Source organism: Tsukamurella strandjordii (assembly GCF_039525985.1).
Lineage (GTDB): Bacteria > Actinomycetota > Actinomycetes > Mycobacteriales > Mycobacteriaceae > Tsukamurella > Tsukamurella strandjordii.
In genome coordinates this window covers 454,872-475,159 of record NZ_BAAAII010000002.1, presented here as the reverse complement: position 1 = coordinate 475,159, position 20,288 = coordinate 454,872, and the positions used below count along the sequence as shown (strand labels likewise).

The following is a 20,288-nucleotide window of genomic DNA, read 5'->3' as shown; positions in this document are numbered from 1 at the left end:
GCCCCAGATGCTAGCGGCTATCGTGATGTCCATGCCTTACGTCACGCGGACCGACGACGTCTTCACTCTGTTCCTGGGCGATGAGGGCGTCGAGCTCTCGGAGACCAACCCGGAGAACCGCTTCTCCCCGGACTGGGTCGATGCGGTGCACGCCCGCCTCGACGAGATCGAGGCGCAGGCGGCCGGGTCGCCGGCCGCGCTGGTCGTCACCGCCACCGGCAAGTTCTTCTCCAACGGTCTCGACGTGATGTACATCCTGGCCAACGTGGGTGAGCTCCCCGCCTACCTGGACCGGGTGCACACCGTGTTCAGCCGACTGCTCACCTTCCCGATGACCACCGTGGCCGCGGTGAACGGCCACGCCTTCGGTGCCGGCGCGATGCTCGCCCTCTCCTGCGATTTCACCGTGATGCGCGAGGATCGCGGATTCTTCTGTCTCCCCGAGGTGAGTCTCAAGATGGGCTTCACGGTGGGCATGGCCACGCTGCTCCGTTCGCGACTGCCGTACCAGACCGCCGTCGAGGCGATGACCACCGGACGGCGCTACGGCGGCGGCGACGCGGTGGCCGCGGGCATCGCCCAGGCGACCGCCTCGGAGGCCGAACTGCTGCATTCCGCGACGGCGCGCGCCGCCGCGAACGCCGCGGCCGACGGCCCCACGCTGAACAAGATCAAGAACGATCTGCATGCGCCGCTGATCGCCGATCTCGCGGTGCCCACGACCGAAGTCAAGTTCGGCTGACGGTGCCGGTGCCCGTCACCTCCACCCTCGCCCGCCTGACCGAGACGGTCGACGCCGCAGCGCCCGAACTGGTGGCGCTCAGCCATGCCGTCCACGCGCGGCCCGAGCTGGCCTTCGAGGAGCACTACGCCTCGGGACTGGTCGCGGATGCGCTCGCCGGGCACGGCTTCGCGGTGACCCGCGGCATCGCCGATCTCGAGACCGCCTTCGTCGCGCGCAGCGGCTCGGGGCCGCTCCGGGTGGCGGTGTTCGCCGAGTACGACGCCCTCCCCGGCATCGGTCATGCGTGCGGGCACAACATCATCGCCGCCGCGGGCGTCGGCGCGGGCCTCGCGCTCGCCTCCGTCGCCGACGAGCTCGGGCTCACCGTGGAGGTGTACGGGACTCCGGCGGAGGAGTCCGGCGCCGGCAAGGTACTCATGCTGCGGCGCGGCGCCTTCGACGGTGTCGCCTGCGCGGGGATGGTGCATCCCGCCCCCTTCGACGTGGTGCGCACGCGCACCCTGGCGCTCGCCGACCTCGCGATCGCCTTCACCGGACGCGAGGCGCACGCCTCCGCGGCCCCCTGGGCGGGACGCAATGCGGGCGACGCCGCGACCGTGGCCCAGGTGGCGCTGGGGCTCCTGCGCCAGCACCTGGAACCGGGCCAGCAACTGCACGGCTTCGTCAGCGAAGGCGGTACCGCGCCGAACGTGGTGCCCGCCGCGACCGAACTCCTGTACTACCTGCGCGCGGAGACCGCGGAATCCCTGGAGCGGCTGGCCGCGCGGGCGGACGACTGCTTCGCGGCGGGGGCGCTGGCCACCGGCTGCACCCACGAGGTCCGCGAGGTCTCGCCGAGCTACTCCGAGCTCCGCAGCGACGACGCCCTGGCCGACGCGTACCGTGCCGCGGCCATCGCGATCGGTCGCGATCCGGTGGCGCCCGAGTACGAGCGGGCGGTGCCCCTGGGGAGTACCGACATGGGCAATGTGAGCCACGCTGTACCGTCGATCCATCCGCTGATCGGCCTGGAGACCGACGGTGCCGTGACCCACCAGCCCGAATTCACGGCCGCCGCCGCGAGTCCCTCGGCCGACCGGGCCGTGCGCGACGGTGCGCTCGCCCTGGCCGCCGCCTTCGCCGCGGTCGCGGAGGACGAGACGGAGCGCGCACGGCTGCAGGACGGGGCCGAGCGCCGGGGAAGGAACGGCGGACAGTGAGCGGCACGACGGGCGCATCGGCCCGGGTCGACGAGTGGTTGCAGCGCAAGAGCGACTGGCTGCGGGACTTCCGCCGCGATCTGCACGCGCACCCCGAGCTGTCCTGGCGCGAGCAGCGCACCACGAAGGTCGTCTTCGAAGCACTCACGGCCGCGGGCCTGCACCCGCGCAAGCTCTCCACCACCGGGCTGGTGTGCGACCTCGGTCCCAGCACCGGCGAGCGGGTGGCGCTGCGCGCCGATATGGACGCGCTGCCCATCCACGAGGCCACCGGCCTGGACTTCCAGTCGGGCAATCCCGGTGTCTCGCACGCGTGCGGGCACGATGCGCACACCACGATCCTGCTGGGTACCGCGCTCGCGCTGGCCGAGGCCGATGCCGCCGGCGAGCTGGCGGTGGGGGTTCGGCTGATCTTCCAGCCCGCCGAGGAGGTCATGCCCGGCGGTGCGCTGTCCGCCGTCCGCGACGGCGTGATGGACGGTGTCTCGCGGATCTACGCGCTGCACTGCGACCCGCGGATCGAGGTGGGGAGGATCGGCGTGCGGTCGGGTGCCATCACCTCCGCCGCCGATCACGTCGAGGTGATCCTGCACTCACCGGGCGGTCACACGTCGCGTCCGCACCTGACCTCGGACCTCATCTACGGGATGGGCACCGTGATCACCGGGCTGCCGGGCGTGCTTTCGCGCCGGGTGGACCCGCGATCGGGCACGATCATGGTGTGGGGAGCGGCGAACGGTGGCTCCGCGCCCAACGCGATCCCGCAGATCGGTGCCCTGCACGGCACCGTGCGCACCGGGGAGCATCACATCTGGGCCACGCTGGAGCCGCTGGTCCGCGACATCATCGACGGGCTGCTCTCGCCGCTGCGGATCAAGTACGAGGTCAACTACACCCGCGGCGTGCCGCCGGTGATCAACGAGGAACGGGCCACTGCGATCCTGTCGGCGGCGGCGCTCGCCGTCTCGCCCGACGGCGTGACCGACACCCCGCAGTCCGGCGGCGGCGAGGACTTCTCCTGGTACCTGGAGGAGTCTCCCGGCGCCATGGCCCGGCTCGGCGTGTGGTCGGGCGAGGGACGCCAATACGACCTGCACCAGCCGGATTTCGTGCTCGACGAGCGCGCGCTGGAGATGGGTGTGAAGGTGCTCACCAACGTGGTCTTCGGCTCGGCGGAATAGCCGTCCGCGGAGTTCCGGGCGCGGCTTCGGAGCGCCCGGGGTGAGGGGCGTTCGTCCCCCGCGCGGCGCCGATCCGCGGTGAATTCACTCCGACCCTCATCGGAAGCACATCGTGCGGTGGGGGAGGCGAGGTTCCGTGGGGGAGGCCGTCGTCCCCCACGCGGCGATCATCGGCGGGTGACGAGGGCGTCCCCGATCGCGGTGCGCCGGTACAGGACCCGGCGGCCGTAGCGAGCACTGTCCACGATCCCGTTGGCGCTGAGCACCTTCAGGCTCTGCGAGATCGCCGACGGTGACACCCCCAGAACGCGAGCCAACTCACTGACCGCCGATGGTTCCTCCAGTGCCACCAGCAGGTCCGCCTTCGCCGCACCGATCAGCTTGCGCAGCGCGTCGGCGGCGACGGGCGGTGCGGATTCGGTGAGCGTCGCCGACCCGCGGGCCGGGTAGCCGATGTGCAGCGGTGCGGTCCGCGGATCGTGGGCGACCACCACTGCGCCGACGAAGACGCTGGGGATCAGGGTGAGACCTCGACCGTCGGAGGAGAACTCGCCCGATCCGTTCGAGCAGGCCAGATCCACACGGAGTTCTCCGGTGCGGCTCCATGCGACGTGCGGGGTCAGCGATTCGAAGAGTCGGGCCGGACCGCCCGCAGCGAGTTCGCGACCGCGGTAGGTGACATCGGCCTCGAGTATGCGCTCCAGGGTGGGCCAGATCGGCGCGATCGCAGCGCGGTAGTAGCAGTCGAGCGCATCGGCGATGGCGGCGGCGGGGTCCCTGTGCGTCAGTAGGGCTTCCAGCGCGGGTGACGGCGTGGTGGTCAGCTCCGCGAGCGCGGCGCGGGCGACCTCCGGTTCGGTCTGCGCGATCAAGCGCACATGCTCGTCGAAGGAGGGCCGCGGGTCGGACGTGGGTATCGGCGTGAGGAAATCGGGGATCTGCTTGCCGGACGGCGACACCAGCGCATCGATGGTGGCGTGGTCGAACCGGGCGCGCTGGGCGAGTGACTCCTCCCGCCACCGCGCGAGGTGCGGTGCCCGCGGATATGCCGTGCGGAGGTGGAACAGGCTGAGCGCGGTCTCGTTCAACGGGGACAGCACGAATCGGGCGTCGGCCAGATCGCCGACGTCCAGCACGTAGGTCAACATGTAGGCGCCACCTAAATCGTTGGAACCTTCGCCGCGGTTCGCGTGTACTCGGGATATGAGCGGATATCGAGAACACTGGAACCTGACATCGGATCCACCGGTAGCAGCAGTCTATGCCCGGCTGGCGGATCTGCACGACGAAGCGACGACACGGCACCGCGAGGATCGTCTGCGGCCCGGGTTGCGGCTCACCGTCGCCGGCGCGCTGCGGCGCCTGGCGGCGGCCATCGAGCCGGCCCCGTCGGCGAAGGCCTGCGGCCCCGAGACCGCCTGACCTCGGTCGCACGCGCGATCACAAGCGTCCGGCAATCGTGCCTTAGGCGCGCCCGCATAGCTTTCGGGCATGCCAGCAGCACCCTCCGCCATCAGGATCGAGCTCGACCGAGTGCTGGGCGCCGTGCCGATGGTGGTGGTCGACGGCATGATGCAAACCGCGAACCTGAACTGGCTGGTGGTTCCCGTCACGCCCGGGGTGCATCGCGTGGCCGTGACCGAGACCTATCCCACCACGCAGGGCTGGGTGAACCTGGACGTGCCAGTGGCACCCGGGCAGATGGCCACGGTCTACTACACGAGCCCGCACATGGGCATGGGGTACGGGCGGATCGGCCTGGTGCCGCAGTCGCGTCCCGGCGCGGGCACAGCCACGGTGGTCTGGAGCCTGGCCGCGATCCCCGCTGTGATGCTCCTCGCGGTCATCGCCATCGCGCTGTGGATCGTCCTGGCCTGACTCGTCGGCCGACGCGCCCGCCGACCTCCGGAGCTGACTGACGTCAGGCCTCCGGCGGACCGTCGGCGGCGGCGCCGGGACCGGGACCCACGTTGCGCGACTCACGGGTGCGGATGTCCAGGACGTACTCCTGCGGGGCGCCGGCGATGTACGCGGCGTCGGCCATCACGCCGAGGTACCGGGCCGAGGGCAGGCCGCCCTCGAAGGCGTCCACCACGTACAGCCAGGCGAGGGTGGAGCCGCCGTCGGTGAGTTCCACCCGCACCTTGAGTTTGACGTGAATGCCCAGCTCGGAGCCCTCCCAGCGGTCGAGGGAGACCTCGTCGTCGGTGGTCACGTCGTAGAGCACCACGAAGACCTTGGCGTCCGGATCGGACGGGTCCTCGGTGACGGTGGCGAGCGCGCCCTCCCAGCCGATGTCCTCGCCGGAGAAGGTCAGGCGCCAGCCGTGGATCCACCCCGTGCCGTACATCGGCGAGTGCGGGGCGCGCTCGGCCATCTGGTCGGGGTGCATGTTGGAGCCGTAGGCGGCGTAGATCGGCACAGGTCAGACTTTAGCGCGCCCGCCCGGGTGGGCGGTCGGGTGCGATGGTGCCCGCACGCGTCGCGGCGGCGGACGATAGCGTTGGACCCATGACGAACATCGTGATCATCGGCGGCGGTCCGGCCGGGTACGAGGCGGCGCTCGTGGCGGTGGCGCACGGCGGCGACGTGACCGTGATCGAGGCCGACGGCATCGGCGGCGCGTGCGTGCTCTACGACTGCGTGCCGTCGAAGACGTTCATCGCCTCGACGGGCATCCGCACCGAGACCCGGCGCGCGGTGGACTTGGGCATCGAGCTGCACTTCGAGCGCGTCGAGATCGACGTCGAGCGGATCAACAGCCGCGTCAAGGACCTGGCCGCCGCGCAGTCGGCCGACATCCGCGCCCGGCTCGCGGGGGAGGGCGTGCGGATGATCCGCGGCCGCGCCTCGTTCGCGCCCAGCAGCCCGGGCATGGCGCAGCACGTGGTGAACGTGGTGACCCCGTCCGGCGGGGAGCAGACGCTGGAGGCCGATGTGGTGCTCGTCGCCACCGGCGCGTCGCCCCGCGTGCTGGAGTCCGCACAGCCCGACGGTGAGCGCATCGTCACCTGGCGTCAGCTCTACGACCTGGAGGAGCTGCCCAGCCACCTGGTGGTGGTGGGCTCCGGTGTGACCGGTGCCGAATTCGTGCACGCCTACACCGAGCTGGGCATCAAGGTGACCCTGGTGAGTTCGCGCGACCGCGTGCTGCCGCACGAGGACGAGGACGCGGCGCTGGTGCTGGAGGACGCGCTGGTCGATCGCGGTGTCTCGCTGGTCAAGCGCGCCTACGCCGACAAGGTGGAGCGCACGGAGGACGGCGTGATCGTGCGGCTCACCGACGGGCGCACCGTGGAGGGCTCGCACTGCCTGATGACCGTGGGATCGATCCCGAACACCGAGGGCATCGGCCTCGAGGACGTGGGCATCGAGCTGAACAAGGGCGGCTACATCCCCGTGGACCGCGTCTCGCGCACCAAGGTGCCGGGCATCTACGCCGCCGGCGACTGCACCGGCGTGCTGCCGCTGGCCTCGGTGGCCGCGATGCAGGGCCGCGTCGCGATGTACCACGCGCTCGGCGAGGGCGTCTCGCCCGTCAAGCTCAAGACCGTGAGCTCGGCCATCTTCACCCGCCCCGAGATCGCGACGGTGGGCGTCTCGCAGGCCGCCATCGACGAGGGCACGTACCAGGCCCGCACCGTGATGCTGCCGCTCGCGACCAACCCGCGCGCGAAGATGTCCGGCCTCAAGCGCGGTTTCGTGAAGGTCTTCTGCCGTCCCAACACCGGCATGGTGATCGGTGGCGTGGTGGTGGCGCCGAACGCCTCCGAGCTGATCCTGCCGCTCACGCTGGCGGTGCAGAACGGACTCTCGGTCGACGATGTGGCGCAGACCTTCTCGGTGTACCCGTCGCTCGCGGGTTCGGTCACCGAGGCCGCGCGTCAGTTGATGCGTCAGGACGATCTGGCGTAGCCGCCCGTGCCGGACACCGCGCTCGACGCGTTCACCCGCGCCCGCCCGCGGCTGTTCGGCATCGCCTACCGCATCCTCGGCTCCGCACCGGATGCCGAGGACGTGGTGCAGGACGCGTGGCTGCGCTGGGCGGGCGGCGACCGCACCGGCGTCCGCGATCCCGAGGCCTTCCTCGTGGTGACCGCGACGCGGCTCGCGCTCAATCTCGCCCAGTCGGCGCATGCGCGGCGCGAGGCCTATGTGGGCCCCTGGTTCCCCACCCCCGTGGACACGGAGTCCGATCCGCAGCTCGGGGCCGAGCGCCGCGCTGCGCTGGAACTGGCGGTGCTGCACGTGCTGCAGCGGCTCGGTCCGGCAGAGCGCGCGGCGTACGTGCTGCGGGAGGCCTTCGACTACCCGTACGATCGGATCGCCGAGATCCTGCAGATGCGCGAGCCCGCGGTGCGGCAGGCGGTGAGCCGCGCTCGCAAGCGGGTCGACGGTGAGCGGCGCACTACCGCCTCGCGCGACCGGCTGCGCACGCTGCTGGACGCCTTCCTGGCCGCCGCGCACGCGGGCGATGTCGCCGGCCTCGAAGCGGTACTGGCCGCGGACGTGGTGAGCGAGACCGACGGCGGCGGTGTGCGCCGGGCCGCGCGCCGCACGGTGGTGGGCGGCAACGACGTGGCCCGGTTCGTCGCGGGATTCTCCACCCGGTTCTGGCCGGACGCACAGGTGCGGATCGTGGAGGCCAACGGCCAGCCCGCGGCGCTGTTCCTGCACGACGGGCGGCCCTCCGCGCTGCTCTGCGTGAGTGCCGACGACAGCGGGATCTCGCAGCTCATGTGGGTCATGAACCCGGAGAAGCTCACTGATTTCGGCTGAGCTGTCACAGACCGCGGCGCCGTCCGGTCCTTGATGCAGAGCCCGCGGACGTCGGGCCGGCACAGAAGGAGAAGCGAGATGGCGAAGTTCGTGGTGATCGGCGGTACCGGACTCATCGGTTCCCAGGTGGTACGCGTGCTGCGGGGCGACGGACACGAGGTGATCGTGGGCGCGCCGAGCACGGGGATCAACGCCGTGACGGGGGAGGGGCTCGCGGGCGCGCTCGACGGTGCCGATGTGGTGATCGACGTGGCCAATTCCCCGTCGTTCGAGGACGACGCCGTGCTGGAGTTCTTCACCGCATCCACCGGCAACCTGTTGGCCGCGGAGAAGGCGGCGGGAGTACGGCACCACGTCGCGCTCTCGGTGGTGGGCACCGATCGGCTCGCGGAGAGCGGGTACTTCCGCGGAAAGATCAAGCAGGAGGAGTTGATCCGTGACGGTGGTGTGCCCTACTCGATCGTGCGGGCCACCCAGTTCTTCGAGTTCGTACCGGGCATCGCCGCCGCGTCGACCGTCGACGGTGTGATCCGCCTGCCGGGCGCGGGCATCGCGCCGATCGCCTCCGCGGATGTGGCGGCCGCGGTGGCCTCCGCCGCCACGGCCGCGCCGCTGGGCCGCTTCGCCGAGGTGGCCGGGCCCGACACCTTCGCCCTCGACGAGCTGGTGCGGCGCGCTCTTGCGGCGAACGGCGATGAGCGCGAGGTGGTCCGCGATCCGCAGGCCACCTACTTCGGCGCGCACCTGGACGACGGCACCCTGCTCCCCGGTCCCGACGCGGCCATCGCGGGCACCAGGTTCTTCGGCTAGCTTACTGCGTGTCTCATTAGTTGGGATATATTTCTCGCAATCTGAACTCTGGTCTGTCAGAGTTCTCTCATGGCGACACACGGAAAACTGGGGTCGGCGGCCGTGCGCAATGTGCGCGGGTCGGCGATCCGTGACCTACTCGCGATCACCGACCGGCCGGGGGTGATCTCGCTCGCAGGTGGCCTGCCCGCACCCGAATTGCTTCCCACGGAGCGGATCGCCGCGGCCGCGGCGCGGGCGCTGGCGGCACCGTCGAGCCTGCAGTACGGATTGACGACGGGCGCACCCGCGCTCCGCGAGGTGGTGCACGCCCGCGAATCGGCGGCGATCGGGCGCGATGCCGGCTCGGTGGTGATCACGCACGGCTCGCAGCAGGCGCTCTCGCTGTTGGCGCAGGTGCTGCTCGATCCCGGCGACACGGTGGTCGTGGAGGACCCGGGGTACACCGGGGCGTTGCAGGTGTTCGCCACCGTGCGAGCGAACATCGAGGCGGTGCCGATGGACGGCGACGGCATGTGCGTCGACGCGCTGCGGCCCATCCTCGAACGCGGCGGTGTGCGGGTGGTGCACACGGTCTCGAACTTCCACAACCCCGGCGGCGCATCCCTTTCCGGCGAGCGGCGTATCGAACTGGCGAGGCTCGCCGACGAATTCGGGTTCTGGATCATTGAGGACGATCCGTACGGCCGTCTGCGGTTCCGGGGTGACGAGGTGGCGCCGGTTGCCGCGCACACCGACCGGGTGATCCGGCTCTCGAGCGCATCGAAGATCATCGCGCCGGCGTTGCGCGTGGGGTGGATGCACGGCGATCCGGCGGTCCTGGCACTCGTCGAACGGATCAAGCAGGGTGCGGACCTGTGCGGGTCGAGCCTGACGCATGCGATCGCCGCCGATGTCCTCGCGGACGAGCCGTGGCTCGACGCCCACGTCGCGCGGATCCGCTCCGTCTACGGCGAGCGCGCGCAGGCCCTGCACGCAGCGCTGACCGAGCGGTTCGGCGACCGGCTCACGCTGACCGAACCCGCTGGGGGCATGTTCCTCTGGGGCGAGTTCGGCGACGGCACCGACACCGCTGCGGCGCTCCCCGCCGCGGCCGACGCCGGGGTCGCGTACGTCCCGGGTGCCGCGTTCGCCGTGGTGGGAGGGCATTCGACGGCCCTGCGGTTCTGCTTCACCACGGCCGAGCCGGAGGTGCTGTTCGAGGCCGTGAAGCGTCTTGCGACCGTTCTCTGACACTTCTGCCGCACAAATTCAAACAATCTTCATCGTTCCAGTGTTTGAGCCTGTTAGATTCCGTGGACTCATTGCTGCGACTGAAGGGGACTATCGGCCATGAACCTGGCGATGGACGCTCCGCTCCGACTGAACGTCGGATTCCTCGATTACTGGTTGATCGCGATCTACTTCGTGTTCGTGCTGGGAATCGGCTACCTGGCCCGGCGGCAGGTGGCATCGAGTCTCGACTTCTTCCTGTCCGGTCGGCGGCTCCCCGCATGGGTCACCGGCATCGCCTTCGTGTCCGCGAACCTCGGCGCCGTCGAGATCATGGGCATGTCGGCGACCGGCGCCCAGATCGGCATGTCGACCTTCCACTACTACTGGATCGGCGCCGTGCCGGCCATGGTCTTCCTCGGCCTGGTGATGATGCCGTTCTACTACGGCTCGAAGGTCCGCAGCGTCCCCGAGTTCATGCGTAAGCGGTTCGGAACCGGTGCGCACCTGGTGAACTCGATCAGCTTCGCCGTGGCGCAGGTGCTCATCGCCGGCGTCAACCTCTTCCTGCTCGGCACCGTGATCAATGTGGTCCTCGGCTGGCCGCAGTGGGTTTCGCTGCTCGTCGCGGCCGCGGTGGTGCTCACGTACACCGTGCTCGGTGGTCTCTCGGCCGCGATCTACAACGAGGTGCTGCAGTTCTTCGTGATCCTCGCCGCGCTCGTCCCGCTCACGGTGATCGGCCTGATCAAGGTGGGTGGCTGGAGCGGCCTGCGCGAGAAGGTGATCGAGACCCGCACCGATAAGGGCGTCACCGCCACCGTCTCCGAACAGTTGCACACCTGGCCGGGCCAGGCGCTCAGTGGATTCGAATCCCCGGTGTGGTCCGTGGTCGGCATCGTCTTCGGTCTCGGCTTCGTGCTCTCCTTCGGCTACTGGACCACCAACTTCGTCGAGGTCCAGCGGGCCATGGCATCCGATTCGATGTCGGCCGCCCGCCGCACTCCGATCATCGGCGCCATCCCGAAGATGTTCATCCCCTTCGTCGTGGTGGTTCCGGGCATGATCTGCGCCGCCGCGATCGGCGACATGATGAATCTCAAGAACAACGGTGCGGCCGAAGGGGTCACGTACAACGACGCGATGTTGCTCATGATGCGCGACATCCTGCCCAACGGCCTGCTCGGCGTCGCGGTCGCCGGCCTCATCGCCTCGTTCATGGCGGGCATGGCGGCCAACGTCTCCGCCTTCAACACCGTCTTCAGCTTCGACCTCTGGCAGCAGTACGTGGTCAAGGACCGGGAGGATTCGTACTACATCAAGGTGGGACAGGTCGCCACGGTGATCGCCGTGCTGCTCGCCGTCGGCACCGCGACCATCGCCGCCGGGTACTCCAACCTCATGGACTACCTCCAGACCCTGTTCGGCTTCTTCAACGCCCCGCTGTTCGCGACCTTCCTGCTCGGCATGTTCTGGAAGCGGATGACACCCACCGCGGGCTGGGTGGGCCTGGTGGCCGGCACGCTGGCGGCCATCACGGTGTTCATCCTGCAGAAGACCGGGGTGATCGACCTCCCCGGCCAGGGCATGGCCTTCGTCGCCGCCTCCGCGGCGTTCGTGGTGGACATCCTGATCTCGGTGGTGGTCTCGTACTTCACCATGCCCAAGCCCGAGGCCGAGCTCAACGGCTACGTGTACTCGCTCACCGATAAGGCGATCCTGCGCGGTGCCGAGGAGTCCGATGCGGTCGCTCCGTGGTACGCGCGTGCCGTTCCGCTGGGCATCGCCGTCCTCGCCACCACCCTGGTGCTGGGCATCATCTTCCGCTGATGAGCCACAATGACTTCGACGACAGGAGCACACCGATGACCGATTCCTCCGGTACTCCCAAACAGGGACTGCTGACCCGACTGTTCGACATCCGCAACGTGATCGCAGCCCTCCTCGGCCTCTACGGGATCGGCCTGCTGATCGCAGGACTGCTTCCGAGCGTCGCCGAGGCGGGCGCCGGCCAGGCACAGCGCGGCCAGAATCCCATCGACATGGCCGCCGGTAGCTCGGCGAACCTGTGGGTGGGGGCGGGGATGCTGTTCTTCGCCGCGGTGTTCGCGACCTGGGCGGCGCTCAAGCCCCCGCGCGACGACTCCGCGCAGGGCTAGCCCCGAGTGCTCGCAGCGGAGCGACGACGACACATCCTCGCCGCGGCGATCGCGCACGGCGCCGTGCGGGTGAACGACCTCGCCGAGGACCTGGGCGTGTCCGAGATGACCATTCGCCGCGACCTCGACCGGTTGGAGGAGGGCGGCGAGCTCACGAAGGTGCACGGCGGAGCGGTCCGCACCGCCGGCGCCCCGTCCGGACGGGGCCTGGAGCCGACGTCCGCGCTCAAGGCCGAACGCGCCACCGTCGAGAAGCGGGCCATCGCGAATGCCGCCTCGGCACTGATCGAGGACGGGATGACGGTGGCCCTCGGTGCGGGAACGACCACGCTGGAGCTCGCCCGGCTGCTCCGCGGGCGGGCCATCGCCGTGGTCACCAACTCGATCTCGCACTTCCACGTGCTCACCGATCCCGCCCCGGACCTCGTTGCCGGGGGCGCCGTGCAACTGACCGGCGGCCAACGCACACCGTCGGATGCCCTGGTGGGCCCGGTGGCCAACGCCATGCTCGAACGCGTGCGCTGCGATATCGGCTTCCTCGGATGCCACGGCATCGACCCAACCGCCGGATTCACCACCCCGAACATCGGCGAGGCGGAGACCGACCGGCGCCTGATCGGGGCATCACGGATCACCGTGATGCTGGCCGACCACACCAAATTCGGTGAGATCGGCGCGCACCTGTTCGCGGAGTTCTCCGCGGTCGACCAACTCATCACCGACGGCGGTCTCGGACCAGCCGCGCGCGAGGCGCTGTCCGGCGTCGTCGCACTCACCGTCGCCGAAGGAGGCGTGTAATGACCCGATCGCTGCCGGACCCGACCGCGGGGCATCTGGCGGACGGCCGGGAGATCCTGCTGTTCGAATTGCCCGACGCTCCGCGGCCGGTGCTCGGAACCGATCGACGGGCCCTCGCGCCGCGGCCGGACGGCCCCGTCACCACCGTGCGCCGCGATCCGCAGACCGGCGATCGCGTGATCGTGGCGCCGGCCCGCCAGGACCGCACGTACAAGCCACCCAAGAACATGTGCCCGCTGTGCCCGGACCCCGAGGGCCGCTCCAGTGAGCTCCCGGTCCAGGACTACCGCGTCGCCTCGTTCGAGAATCGATTCCCCTCACTGTCCGGCGCGGTCGCGACCGCCGTCGATCACCCGGGCGGGAGCCTGCGCGTGGAGGATCCGGGCGTCGGGCGCTGCGAGGTGGTGTGTTTCACCAGCGCGCACGACGGCGCGTTCGCCCGGCTCACCGAGGAGCACGCCCGCCTGGTGGTGGACGTGTGGGCCCACCGGACCACGCAGCTGCTGGAGCGCGACGACGTGGCGGAGGTGTTCTGCTTCGAGAACCGCGGCGAGGAGATCGGTGTCACCCTGCCGCATCCGCACGGTCAGATCTACGCCTTCCCGTACCGCACGCCGCGCACCGAGGCCATGCTGCGCGAGGCGGCAGCGCACCGTTCCCGCTCCGGCACAGATCTGTTCGAGGACATCCTGGCCGCCGAGATCGCCGACGACGAGCGGATCCTGGTGCGCACCGAACACGCCACCGCCTTCGTGCCCTTCGCGGCGCGCTGGCCGGTGGAGGTGCACGTGTACCCGAATCGCCACGTGCACAACCTCGCCGAGCTGACGGCCGCGGAGGCCGACGATCTGGCCCGGGTGTACCTCACGGTTCTCCGCGCCTTCGACGCGCTGTACGGTTCGCCGTTGCCCTACATCGCCGGGTGGCACCAGTTCCGGTCCGGCTCCGACGAGGGCTGCCTGCACGCCGAACTCTTCTCGATCCGGCGCAGCGCCGACAAACTGAAGTACCTCGCCGGTGCGGAGTCCGGACGGGACGCCTTCGTGACCGATAAGACTCCGGAGACGATCGCGCAGGAGCTGCGGCAGGTGATCGAATGACGGTGCGCGCGTATGCCCCCGGCCGCATCAACCTGATCGGCGAACACACCGACTACAACGACGGCTACGCGATGCCGATCGCGCTGCAGGTGGGAACCTCCGCGGTGTTCGAGCCGGACGGTGGAACCCGGCTCACGGTGAGCTCCGACGGTGAGAGCGGCACGGTCGTCATCCCCCTCGACACCGCGCCGGGCGATGTCGAGGGCTGGGCCGCGTACGTCGCGGGATGCATCTGGGCGCTGAGGGATCACGGCATCACGCCGCCGGGCGGACGGATGCACCTGACCTCGCAGGTCCCGGTGGGCGCCGGCCTGTCCTCCTCTGCGGCACTGGAATGCGCGGTGCTCGGCGCCCTGATCGAGGCCGGTGGCACGCCCGCTCCCGACCGGACCACCGTCGCCCGCATCGCGCAGCGCGCGGAGAACCACTACGTGGGTGCCCCCACGGGACTACTCGACCAGATGAGCAGCCTGTACGGCCGCGAGAACGAGGCGATGCTGCTCGACTTCCGATCGCTCGAAGTCGGCCGCATCCCGCTGGAGTTGGAGCACGACGTGCTGCTGGCGATCGATTCCCGTGCGCCGCATCAGCACGCGGGCGGCGAGTACGGCAAGCGCCGCGCGGCGTGCGAGCGCGCCGCCGCCGAACTCGGCGTCGCCTCGCTGCGCGATGCCGCCGACGATGCGTGGGAGCGGCTCTCCGACGACGAGACCCGGCGCCGTGCGCGCCACATCCTCACCGAGAACCGCCGGGTGCTCGACGGCGCCGCCGCGCTACGGAGCCGGGATCACGCCGCCTTCGGTGTGCTCATGACCGCCTCGCACGCCTCGATGCGCGACGACTTCGAGATCACCGTTCCCGCGATCGATCTCATCGCGGCGACGGCCGAGGAACTCGGAGCGTACGGGGCCAGGATGACCGGTGGCGGCTTCGGCGGCACGGTGATCGCGCTCGCCCCGCGCGCCGCCGCCGACCGAATCGCGGCTGAACTGCCCGGGTCCGTCGAGGCCGCCGGGCACCCGCGCCCGGAGGTCACCGTCATCCGCCCGGGCGAGGGCGCCCACGGGATTAGGGAAGTCCTGTCTCCTTGATCACGATCGGCTCCGATTCGGAATCTGGATAGGCTGCCAGTCTCAGCCCGTCCCAGACGCCCACGGTGTGCACTGAGACTTGATCACCGGACGGTCCGGTACAGGTGAACGGGAAGTCCCTCTTCGTGACCACCTGCGTGAACATCAGCGCCCATTGACTCGTCGCCGCATAACCTTCCGGGTGCAGGCCCCGACGGTTCGCGATGTCGATGCCATCGTAGGTGGCGGTGAAACGTGTTTTCGCTCCGCGTGATTCCGGCGGGATCACCACGCTCATCGCTGCTTCACCGTTCCCATCGATGACGGGCGAAGCATCAATGGTCACATCCTTGGTGTACGTGACGGTCGAGACGGTCAGTGACTGCGGCGAAGCGAGGAGCCCGCCTCGATCGCGTCCGGTGTCCCGTCCGGGTCCCGTGCGGCGGCAGCGCTGACCGGCGGGGGCGCCGATCGTATTCAGGCTAGCGACGAACTCGTCGGCAGCCAGATCGGTCAGCGTCGACACGTCCGACACCGTGCTGATCCGAGGCGGGGTTCGCGGCGCTGCTTCGGGGGTGTCGCACGCGCTGAGCGGATAGCACGCGGCAGCTACCACCACGCCGATCATCACCCGTTGCATGAGGTTATTCAACGCCGCAAATAGATGACGGTCAACGGTGCGATCAAGCCCAGTTGAGGGTGCGCTCCACCGCGCGGTTCCAGTCCGAGTACAGGCGGGCGCGTTCGTCCTCCGGCATCTGAGGGAGCCAGCGGGCGTCCTCGGCCCAGTTGGTGCGGATCTCCTCCAGCGTCCACACGCCGGTGGCGTAACCCGCGGCGTAGGCGGCACCGAGCGCGGTGGTCTCGATGATCCGGGGGCGGATCACCGGGACCCCGAGCACATCGGCCTGGAACTGCATCAGGGTGTCGTTGACCACCATGCCGCCGTCCACCCGCAGCTCGGTGAGGGGGATGCCGCTGTCAGCGTTCATCGCCTCGATCACCTCGCGCGACTGATAGGCGGTGGCCTCCAAGGCCGCCCGTGCGATGTGCCGCTTATCCGAGAACCGGGTCAGACCCACGATCACGCCGCGCGCGTCGGGGCGCCAGCGCGGTGCGAACAGGCCCGAGAACGCGGGCACCACGTACACGCCGCCGTTGTCGGGGACGCCGGTGGCGAGGTCCTCGATCTCGGGCGCCGTCTTGATGATGCCGAGATTGTCGCGAAGCCATTGCACCAGTGAGCCGCTCACCGCGACGGAACCCTCGAGGGCGTACACGGTGGCCTCGTCACCCAGCTTGTAGCAGACCGTGGTGAGCAGCCCGTGCTCGCTGAAGACGGGCCGTTCGCCGGTGTTGATCAGCAGGAAGTTGCCAGTGCCGTAGGTGTTCTTGGCGGCGCCCTCGTCCAGCGCGGCCTGTCCGAACATCGCGGCCTGCTGATCGCCGAGGATGCCGGCGATCGGGACGCCGCCGAAGACGCCCCGCTCGCGCACCTCGCCGTAGACCTCGGCGCTGGAACGGATCTCGGGCAGCATCGACATCGGGATGCCCATCGCCGCACAGGTCGCCGGGTCCCACGCGCCCTCCGCGAGGTTCATCAGCATGGTGCGCGAGGCGTTGGTGATGTCCGTGATGTGCATCGGGCGGCCGGGGCCCGAGCTGTCGGCGTCGTCGGTGGTCAGGTTCCACACCAGCCACGAGTCAATGGTGCCGGCGCAGAGTTCGCCGCGCTCGGCACGCTCGCGGGCGCCCGGCACGTTGTCGAGGATCCAGGCGATCTTCGGGCCCGAGAAGTACGAGGCGAGCGGCAGGCCGCAGGAGGGCTTGAACCGGTCGCGGTCGGGCGTCTCCAACCCGACGGAGGCCAGTTCCTCGCACATAGCCTCGGTGCGGGTGTCCTGCCAGACGATCGCGTTGTGGATCGGTTCGCCGGTGGCGCGATCCCACACCACGACCGTCTCACGTTGGTTGGTGATGCCGACCGCCGCGATATCGGCGGCGGTGAGGTCGGCGGTCGCGAGCGCCTGCGCGCACACCTGGCGCGTATTCACCCATATCTGCGTGGCGTCGTGTTCCACCCAGCCGTTACGTGGGAAGATCTGATCGTGCTCCCGTTGCTCGGCGGCCACGATGGTGCCACCACGATCGAAGATGATGCACCTGGTGGAACTGGTGCCCTGATCGATCGCGGCGACGAATTGCGGGTCACGATGTGAAACTGCCACGAACGAATACTGACATGGTGATGCCCGATGAATGCTGCCAACCCTGAAACCGTCACAACTCCGGGTGCTCTCGGAGGGCTGTCCTCGGCCGCGACGCTGCTGTCGCCGGCCTACCGGGCACAGGCCTGGGAGAAGCTGGGGACCGACGAGTTCGACGTGGTGGTGATCGGCGGCGGCATCGTCGGAGTCGGTGCGGCCCTCGACGCCGCCACCCGCGGCCTCAAGGTGGCCCTGGTGGAGGCCCGCGACTTCGCGTCGGGCACCAGCTCGCGCAGCTCCAAGATGTTCCACGGCGGCCTGCGCTACCTGGAGCAGCTGGAATTCGGCCTGGTCCGCGAGGCCCTGCACGAGCGCGAGCTCTCGCTCTCGACACTGGCGCCGCACCTGGTCAAGCCGCTGCCCTTCCTGTTCCCGCTCACCAAGCGCGTCTACGAGCGGCCGTACATGGCCGCGGGCATGTTCCTCTACGACACGATGGGCGGCGCGAAGTCGGTGCCCGCGCAGAAGCACCTCACCCGGTCCGGCGCGCTGCGCCTGTCCCCGGGGCTCAAGCGGGACGCCCTCGTGGGCGGCATCCGGTACTACGACACCGTGGTCGACGACGCCCGGCACACCATGACGGTGGCCCGCACCGCCGCGAACTACGGCGCCGTGGTGCGCACGTCCACCCAGGTGGTCGACTTCCTGCGCGAGGCGGACCGGGTCTCGGGCGTAGTAGTCCGTGACAGCGAGACCGGCGAGACCACCGAGGTCCGCTCCACCGTGGTGATCAACGCGACCGGCGTGTGGACCGACGAACTGCAGGCGCTCTCGCACCAGAAGGGACGCTTCCGGGTGCGCGCATCGAAGGGCGTGCACATCCTGGTGCCGCGCGACCGGATCGTCAGCGATGTGGCACTCATCCTGCGCACCGAGAAGAGCGTGCTGTTCGTGATCCCGTGGGGCATCCACTGGATCATCGGCACCACCGACACCGACTGGAACCTCGATCTCGCGCACCCCGCCGCGACGGCGACCGATATCGACTACATCCTCGATCACGTCAACAAGGTGCTCATCACCGAGCTGACCCGGGACGACATCACCGGCGTGTACGCCGGGCTCCGGCCACTGCTGGCGGGCGAGTCCGACGAGACCAGCAAGCTGTCCCGCGAGCACGCCGTGGCCGCGATCGCGCCCGGACTGGTGACCATCGCCGGCGGCAAGTACACCACCTACCGGGTGATGGCCGCCGATGCCGTGGACGCGGCCGAGGCCTACCTGCCGCACAAGGTGGCACCTTCGTGCACCGAGAAGGTGCCGCTCGCCGGGGCCGACGGCTACTTCGCGCTGAGCAACCAGACCACCTCGATCGCGGCGGAACACGATGTGCACCCGCACCGGGTGACGCACCTGCTCAACCGGTACGGCTCGCTCATCGGCGATGTGCTCGCGCTGGCGGACAGCGATCCGGGCCTGCTGGAGCCCCTCGCCGGTGCGCCGCAGTACCTGCGCGTGGAGGCCGTGTACGCCGCGCTGGCCGAGGGCGCGCTGCACCTGGAGGACGTGCTGGCCCGCCGCACCCGGATCTCGATCGAGTACCCGGATCGCGGGCTCGAAGCGATGTCCGAGGTGGCCGAGCTGATCGCGCCCGTGCTGGGGTGGTCGGACGCCGACGTGGCCCGCGAGCTCGACACCTACCGCGCCCGCGTGGACGCCGAGGTGCGCTCGCAGGAGATGCCGGACGACGGCAGCGCCGATGCACTGCGTGCCGCGGCCCCCGAGGCCCGCGCGGAGATCCTGGAGCCGGTTCCCGTACCGGGACAGGACGCCAAGGCGATCTCGTAGTCTCCGGGCCTCGGTAGCCTGCTGGCATGTCTGCTCCGCCGCCGTTCAGCCCCACGATCATGCTGCTCACCCTGGGGCGCACGTGGGACGCGGAGTACGCGGAGGCGCTCAAGCCCTTGGGGCTCACGACCCGGAAGTACGGTCTGCTGGGGCACATCCGGGCAGTGCCCGACATCTCCTTCAGTGAGCTGGCGCGGCGCTCGCGGATCACGGTGCAGAGCGTGCACACCGCCGTCGCGGGATTCGTGGCGGCCGGTCTGGTGGGGGACGGCACGGCGCAGGCGGGGTCGGCCTCCACCCTGCGGATCACCGCCGCCGGTGACGATCTGCTCAACCGCGCCGCGACCGAGGTCGCGCGCCTCGACGCCGATTTCGCCGATCGGTACCCCGAACTGACCGCGGCCTTCCGGGCCGAGATGGCCCGGGCGTGGGAAGCCGCCCGCTGACCTTCAGTTAAACTGAAGGTATGGAATCGCTGCTGTTGTCCGTCCACATCGTGGCCGGGATCCTCTTCGTCGGCCCCGTCGCGGTCGCGGCGAGCCTGTTCCCCCGCTTCGCCCCGGTCCCGGCGGCGGCCGGCGCACCGTCGCCCGACGGTGACGAGCGCACCGCCCGGCTGCTGCACCGGATCACCCGCGGCTACGGCCTCGCCGCGCTCGTGGTGCCGGTACTCGGCCTGGTGCTGGCCGTGGTGCAAGGCCGCGCCACCGACGTCTGGGTGATCGTGGCGATGGCGCTCACCGCGGTCGCCGGGGCGCTGCTCGCCCTGCAGATCGCGCCCTTGCAGGCGGAGGTGCTCGAGTCCGGCGCCGATCACCTGCGGCGCCTGGGGATGCTCACCGGGCTGTTCAACGTGCTCTGGGTGATCGTGGTTGTGCTCATGGTGGTGCGTCCCGGAGCCGTCGCGTGAGCGCCCCGATCCGCGCGCTCGGCGCCCTCTCCGCGCTCGAGACCGTCAGCGTGGCGATCCTTCTGGTCAATCTCGTCACCGTCCACGATCCGGGCATCACGCGGGTGCTCGGTCCCGCACACGGCGCCCTGTACCTCGCCGTCGCGGTGACCGCCGCGTTCGCCCGCGGCCTCAGTCCCGTCACCCGGATATGCGCCTTCCTGCCGGTGTTGAGCGGACCGCTCACCGTCGTCAACCTGCGCCGAGAGCGCGCCCGCGCCCGCTGAGCCC

General features: G+C 70.0%; 22 protein-coding genes. 18 read left to right on the top strand and 4 right to left on the bottom strand.

Going from position 1 to position 20,288, the window contains the following annotated elements; genetic code table 11:
- Nucleotides 1-31: 31 nt before the first annotated feature.
- The 3 genes from ABD108_RS03070 to ABD108_RS03060 are packed head-to-tail and all read left to right on the top strand — an operon-like array spanning nt 32 to nt 3,125.
- Nucleotides 32-742 (top strand): enoyl-CoA hydratase/isomerase family protein, encoded by a 711-nt coding sequence (locus ABD108_RS03070; protein ID WP_343929250.1) that lies wholly within the window; start codon nt 32-34, stop codon nt 740-742.
- Nucleotides 743-744: 2 nt separating this feature from the next.
- Nucleotides 745-1,944: an amidohydrolase gene (locus ABD108_RS03065; protein ID WP_374758677.1), complete on the top strand. Its 1,200-nt coding sequence runs from the start codon at nt 745-747 to the stop codon at nt 1,942-1,944.
- Nucleotides 1,941-3,125: an amidohydrolase gene (locus ABD108_RS03060; RefSeq protein WP_343929248.1), complete on the top strand. Its 1,185-nt coding sequence runs from the start codon at nt 1,941-1,943 to the stop codon at nt 3,123-3,125. The genes ABD108_RS03065 and ABD108_RS03060 overlap by 4 nt, the downstream gene beginning before the upstream one ends.
- Nucleotides 3,126-3,292: 167 nt before the next feature.
- Here the strand turns inward: ABD108_RS03060 and ABD108_RS03055 are convergent, their stop codons facing one another.
- Nucleotides 3,293-4,273 (bottom strand): ArsR/SmtB family transcription factor, encoded by a 981-nt coding sequence (locus tag ABD108_RS03055; protein WP_343929246.1) that lies wholly within the window; start codon nt 4,271-4,273, stop codon nt 3,293-3,295.
- Between the two features lie 55 nt (nt 4,274-4,328).
- On the opposite strand from ABD108_RS03055, the gene ABD108_RS03050 reads away from it, so the two are divergent.
- Nucleotides 4,329-4,547, top strand: a complete 219-nt coding sequence (locus tag ABD108_RS03050; RefSeq protein WP_343929244.1) for a hypothetical protein — start codon at nt 4,329-4,331, stop codon at nt 4,545-4,547.
- Between the two features lie 69 nt (nt 4,548-4,616).
- Nucleotides 4,617-5,003, top strand: coding sequence for a hypothetical protein (locus tag ABD108_RS03045; RefSeq protein ID WP_343929242.1), 387 nt, complete (start codon nt 4,617-4,619; stop codon nt 5,001-5,003).
- A gap of 43 nt (nt 5,004-5,046) precedes the next feature.
- On the opposite strand, the gene ABD108_RS03040 is transcribed toward ABD108_RS03045, so the two are convergent.
- Entirely contained in the window at nt 5,047-5,547 is a 501-nt protein-coding gene (locus tag ABD108_RS03040) for a gamma-glutamylcyclotransferase family protein (RefSeq protein WP_343929240.1), read from the bottom strand.
- Nucleotides 5,548-5,636: 89 nt separating this feature from the next.
- Here ABD108_RS03040 and ABD108_RS03035 point away from each other — a divergent pair, with 89 nt between their 5' ends.
- The 9 genes from ABD108_RS03035 to ABD108_RS02995 all read left to right on the top strand — a co-directional run bounded on the left by ABD108_RS03035 (nt 5,637) and on the right by ABD108_RS02995 (nt 15,074).
- Complete coding sequence (locus ABD108_RS03035) at nt 5,637-7,040, top strand: NAD(P)H-quinone dehydrogenase (protein ID WP_220656321.1); 1,404 nt, start codon at nt 5,637-5,639, stop codon at nt 7,038-7,040.
- Nucleotides 7,041-7,046: 6 nt separating this feature from the next.
- Nucleotides 7,047-7,904 (top strand): RNA polymerase sigma-70 factor, encoded by an 858-nt coding sequence (locus ABD108_RS03030; RefSeq protein WP_343929238.1) that lies wholly within the window; start codon nt 7,047-7,049, stop codon nt 7,902-7,904.
- A 78-nt stretch (nt 7,905-7,982) separates the two neighbouring features.
- The gene (locus ABD108_RS03025; RefSeq protein WP_343929236.1) at nt 7,983-8,714 is read left to right on the top strand and encodes an SDR family oxidoreductase; all 732 of its coding nucleotides are present in this window, start codon (nt 7,983-7,985) and stop codon (nt 8,712-8,714) included.
- 69 nt (nt 8,715-8,783) lie between these two features.
- Nucleotides 8,784-9,947: an aminotransferase-like domain-containing protein gene (locus ABD108_RS03020; RefSeq protein ID WP_343929234.1), complete on the top strand. Its 1,164-nt coding sequence runs from the start codon at nt 8,784-8,786 to the stop codon at nt 9,945-9,947.
- Between the two features lie 99 nt (nt 9,948-10,046).
- Complete coding sequence (locus tag ABD108_RS03015) at nt 10,047-11,756, top strand: sodium:solute symporter family protein (protein WP_220656316.1); 1,710 nt, start codon at nt 10,047-10,049, stop codon at nt 11,754-11,756.
- Between the two features lie 35 nt (nt 11,757-11,791).
- Entirely contained in the window at nt 11,792-12,085 is a 294-nt protein-coding gene (locus ABD108_RS03010) for a hypothetical protein (protein ID WP_220656315.1), read from the top strand.
- A gap of 6 nt (nt 12,086-12,091) precedes the next feature.
- A complete protein-coding gene (locus tag ABD108_RS03005; protein ID WP_343929232.1) occupies nt 12,092-12,883 on the top strand; it encodes a DeoR/GlpR family DNA-binding transcription regulator in 792 nt (263 codons plus the stop codon).
- On the top strand, nt 12,883-13,983 hold the full coding sequence (gene galT, locus ABD108_RS03000) for a galactose-1-phosphate uridylyltransferase (protein WP_343929230.1): 1,101 nt from the start codon (nt 12,883-12,885) through the stop codon (nt 13,981-13,983). Before ABD108_RS03005 ends, galT begins: the two co-directional genes overlap by 1 nt.
- Entirely contained in the window at nt 13,980-15,074 is a 1,095-nt protein-coding gene (locus tag ABD108_RS02995; RefSeq protein ID WP_343929228.1) for a galactokinase, read from the top strand. The genes galT and ABD108_RS02995 overlap by 4 nt, the downstream gene beginning before the upstream one ends.
- Here the strand turns inward: ABD108_RS02995 and ABD108_RS02990 are convergent.
- Both ABD108_RS02990 and glpK read right to left on the bottom strand, forming a co-directional pair.
- Nucleotides 15,052-15,693: a hypothetical protein gene (locus ABD108_RS02990; RefSeq protein WP_343929226.1), complete on the bottom strand. Its 642-nt coding sequence runs from the start codon at nt 15,691-15,693 to the stop codon at nt 15,052-15,054. The genes ABD108_RS02995 and ABD108_RS02990 overlap by 23 nt on opposite strands.
- A 43-nt stretch (nt 15,694-15,736) precedes the next feature.
- Nucleotides 15,737-17,281 (bottom strand): glycerol kinase GlpK, encoded by a 1,545-nt coding sequence (gene glpK / locus ABD108_RS02985; RefSeq protein ID WP_343929224.1) that lies wholly within the window; start codon nt 17,279-17,281, stop codon nt 15,737-15,739.
- A gap of 27 nt (nt 17,282-17,308) precedes the next feature.
- On the opposite strand from glpK, the gene ABD108_RS02980 reads away from it, so the two are divergent.
- From ABD108_RS02980 to ABD108_RS02965, 4 genes are read left to right on the top strand one after another with little or no spacing between them, the layout of a single operon-like run.
- Nucleotides 17,309-19,108, top strand: coding sequence for a glycerol-3-phosphate dehydrogenase/oxidase (locus ABD108_RS02980; RefSeq protein ID WP_255585494.1), 1,800 nt, complete (start codon nt 17,309-17,311; stop codon nt 19,106-19,108).
- A gap of 26 nt (nt 19,109-19,134) precedes the next feature.
- Entirely contained in the window at nt 19,135-19,554 is a 420-nt protein-coding gene (locus ABD108_RS02975; RefSeq protein ID WP_220656310.1) for a MarR family winged helix-turn-helix transcriptional regulator, read from the top strand.
- A gap of 20 nt (nt 19,555-19,574) precedes the next feature.
- Nucleotides 19,575-20,018 (top strand): hypothetical protein, encoded by a 444-nt coding sequence (locus ABD108_RS02970; protein WP_220656309.1) that lies wholly within the window; start codon nt 19,575-19,577, stop codon nt 20,016-20,018.
- Entirely contained in the window at nt 20,015-20,284 is a 270-nt protein-coding gene (locus tag ABD108_RS02965) for a hypothetical protein (RefSeq protein WP_343929222.1), read from the top strand. The genes ABD108_RS02970 and ABD108_RS02965 overlap by 4 nt, the downstream gene beginning before the upstream one ends.
- Nucleotides 20,285-20,288 lie beyond the last annotated feature (4 nt).

What these genes read in the sequence shown, in the direction of transcription:
- ABD108_RS03025 (WP_343929236.1), top strand. Translation starts at nt 7,983, where the DNA reads ATGGCGAAGTTCGTGGTGATCGGCGGTACCGGACTCATCGGTTCCCAG.
- ABD108_RS02970 (WP_220656309.1), top strand. Translation starts at nt 19,575, where the DNA reads ATGGAATCGCTGCTGTTGTCCGTCCACATCGTGGCCGGGATCCTCTTC.
- ABD108_RS02995 (WP_343929228.1), top strand. Translation starts at nt 13,980, where the DNA reads ATGACGGTGCGCGCGTATGCCCCCGGCCGCATCAACCTGATCGGCGAA.
- ABD108_RS02980 (WP_255585494.1), top strand. Translation starts at nt 17,309, where the DNA reads ATGAATGCTGCCAACCCTGAAACCGTCACAACTCCGGGTGCTCTCGGA.
- ABD108_RS03055 (WP_343929246.1), bottom strand. Translation starts at nt 4,273, where the DNA reads ATGTTGACCTACGTGCTGGACGTCGGCGATCTGGCCGACGCCCGATTC.
- galT (WP_343929230.1), top strand. Translation starts at nt 12,883, where the DNA reads ATGACCCGATCGCTGCCGGACCCGACCGCGGGGCATCTGGCGGACGGC.
- ABD108_RS03020 (WP_343929234.1), top strand. Translation starts at nt 8,784, where the DNA reads ATGGCGACACACGGAAAACTGGGGTCGGCGGCCGTGCGCAATGTGCGC.
- ABD108_RS03015 (WP_220656316.1), top strand. Translation starts at nt 10,047, where the DNA reads ATGAACCTGGCGATGGACGCTCCGCTCCGACTGAACGTCGGATTCCTC.
- ABD108_RS03010 (WP_220656315.1), top strand. Translation starts at nt 11,792, where the DNA reads ATGACCGATTCCTCCGGTACTCCCAAACAGGGACTGCTGACCCGACTG.
- ABD108_RS03050 (WP_343929244.1), top strand. Translation starts at nt 4,329, where the DNA reads ATGAGCGGATATCGAGAACACTGGAACCTGACATCGGATCCACCGGTA.
- ABD108_RS02975 (WP_220656310.1), top strand. Translation starts at nt 19,135, where the DNA reads ATGTCTGCTCCGCCGCCGTTCAGCCCCACGATCATGCTGCTCACCCTG.
- ABD108_RS03035 (WP_220656321.1), top strand. Translation starts at nt 5,637, where the DNA reads ATGACGAACATCGTGATCATCGGCGGCGGTCCGGCCGGGTACGAGGCG.
- ABD108_RS03045 (WP_343929242.1), top strand. Translation starts at nt 4,617, where the DNA reads ATGCCAGCAGCACCCTCCGCCATCAGGATCGAGCTCGACCGAGTGCTG.
- ABD108_RS03070 (WP_343929250.1), top strand. Translation starts at nt 32, where the DNA reads ATGCCTTACGTCACGCGGACCGACGACGTCTTCACTCTGTTCCTGGGC.
- ABD108_RS02990 (WP_343929226.1), bottom strand. Translation starts at nt 15,693, where the DNA reads ATGCAACGGGTGATGATCGGCGTGGTGGTAGCTGCCGCGTGCTATCCG.